Annotated in this window: 3 protein-coding genes; 1 reads left to right on the top strand and 2 read right to left on the bottom strand. The window is 39.7% G+C overall.

The features are described from left to right. Positions 1-977, bottom strand: a 977-nt coding sequence (locus ASL19_RS03200; RefSeq protein ID WP_235528919.1) for a caspase family protein, incomplete at its 3' end; no start/stop codon positions are given. 53 nt (positions 978-1,030) lie between these two features. Next, positions 1,031-1,396, bottom strand: a complete 366-nt coding sequence (locus ASL19_RS03195) for a hypothetical protein (RefSeq protein WP_057177264.1) — start codon at positions 1,394-1,396, stop codon at positions 1,031-1,033. A 45-nt stretch (positions 1,397-1,441) separates the two neighbouring features. On the opposite strand from ASL19_RS03195, the gene ASL19_RS18465 reads away from it, so the two are divergent. Beyond that, complete coding sequence (locus ASL19_RS18465) at positions 1,442-1,804, top strand: hypothetical protein (RefSeq protein WP_235528918.1); 363 nt, start codon at positions 1,442-1,444, stop codon at positions 1,802-1,804. Positions 1,805-2,031: the final 227 nt, after the last annotated feature.

Genomic DNA, 2,031 nt, shown 5'->3' with positions numbered 1-2,031 from the left:
GGTGTGTGTAGAGATTGAGTTTTTGTCTCACTTTGAATGCCATCAGATGTCCCGGGAACAGTAATAGCACGAACAGCAGCAATTCTTCTAATTCCTGCTAATGCCATTTGATTGGTACCATTAACTGCTAAAATCCTTTCCCATAATTTCTCTGCTAAGTCTAAATCTCTTCCGAGTTCAGCATTTTGTGCTTCTATCACCAATGGATCTATATCTCTTTCATTAGCAAATCTAGGTAATAATATATAGTTCATTTTATAAGGTGGATCTGCGCTTAAATATGGATTTTGAGGTTGTTTTCCATATCTAGTATTTAAGTTGGGTATTTCTGATGTCAAATGTCTATATAGTCTCTCCACTGTAGCACAATTACCTTCTCCCTGTATTTTTAGTCCTTCTAATAAAGTATGGGTAAATGTTCCATGCTGTAAAGCGTCGATTTCCCATGCTTGCTGATTAGCACTACAAGAGTAAAAGGTAATTACACCTTGATATTTTTTATCTCCAAATCCTAGACCATCACGTCTCCCTTCATTTCGACAAGCATCTAGCAACAAAATTACATTGTCTGCTCCACAACGACGAAGTCTCTGTGTTGCATATTCCACTGAAATTGCAGTATGTTCTATATCGTGAGGGTCAGTATCATTTAGCATTAAGTAATCTTTATCTTGGTGTCTTCGACCATGACCGGCAAAAAAGAACCATAGGTTATCTACTGACTTTAGTAAAGGTCTTTCAAACTGGGCATTCAGAAATCTTCGCAGCGTACCATAAGTGGGACGAGTTACAATTGGTGGACTGGTGGGAATCCTAGGGGAGTTTTCTGTGAATAGAAACACCTGATTAAATCCTGATGTTCTAAACCACTCTTCCATCGCTTCTGCATCTCTTTTCGCATATTTTAAGGGTTGTAGGTTGTTGTAGTGGTTAATACCTATACTAATTGCCCAATTTTGTCCCATACTCTTATACACATTGATTATTAACTATGTTTTTAAAAGAATAGTATTTGTATTTAGTTTGACATTTAACGTTTAAACTTAAAGGTTAAACTGCTTTTAGCCCCTGCTTTTCCACCTATCCCGAATATACTTAGCTCTCCTTCTGTACTTACTTCTACTGCTACCTCAACTTCATCTAATCTAATTTTTGCACTTGCTAGATCCGCTTCTTCTAAACATTGTTCAAATGCGGTGACAAATGTTCTGATTTCCTGTTTTAGTTTATCTATAGAAACCGGGTGTCTATTAAGTCTTTGGACTGGGCCTGTTTTTCCACCCAGCATCCCACCTATATCAAATCCACCTCTTGACCCTTCCTCGGTGGTTGATGTTTCTAGTGTTTCACCGGTGGTAATATAGATGATGTTCCCAGGAGAATTATCTTTTGACATAAATGTTCTGTTTTGCAATTGATTATAACAAACTAAGTAAATTAAATGGTAGCAAAAAAAAAGATGCGATTGCGCAGCACTCCCTTTGGGAGATCGCATTGCATTCCCTACGAGTCATCGCATTCAGTGTTCCCCCCAGTTCCTTCTCAAGGGAAAATTCTGAACGTGTTGAGGGGCGATTGCGAAGCACTCCCTACGGGAGATCGCATTACACCCCCGACGGGAGATTGCGCAGCACTCCCTACGGGAGATCGCTCGCATCTAGGCACGTTTCATGTTCGGTTCATGTTTGGTAAAAGATTGACGGTAAACGTCTTCCGTCAAAGGATAAATCAGTTATTTCAAAGGTTTTGGGATATTTGGAGGGCGATTGCGCAGCAGTCCCGACGGGAGATCGCAAAGGACTAGCAACCTGGAGACTGTCTGTTGGGGAGACCGGGAATCAATTTTGGGTCTCAAAGCGAAAGTCGGTTTAAAACCGACTAGTTTTGTGATATTGTAAGTTGAGTTCAATAACTCAACATCCCTAGACAAACTATGTTATATTAAATTAAACCGATTAAGTCAGTACCAAAGTGGGAGGTATAGACATGGTGAGGCAAATTCCATCAAAAACTCAACTGGGGGTGATAGAA

The organism is Cylindrospermopsis sp. CR12 (assembly GCF_001432185.1).
Taxonomy (GTDB): Bacteria; Cyanobacteriota; Cyanobacteriia; order Cyanobacteriales; family Nostocaceae; genus Raphidiopsis; species Raphidiopsis raciborskii.
The sequence above is the reverse complement of the archived record's forward strand: the minus strand, read 5'-3'. Positions and strand labels throughout refer to the sequence as shown.

Coding starts and splice junctions, on each gene's coding strand:
- ASL19_RS03195 (WP_057177264.1), bottom strand. CDS start 1,396: ATGTCAAAAGATAATTCTCCTGGGAACATCATCTATATTACCACCGGT.
- ASL19_RS18465 (WP_235528918.1), top strand. CDS start 1,442: ATGGTAGCAAAAAAAAAGATGCGATTGCGCAGCACTCCCTTTGGGAGA.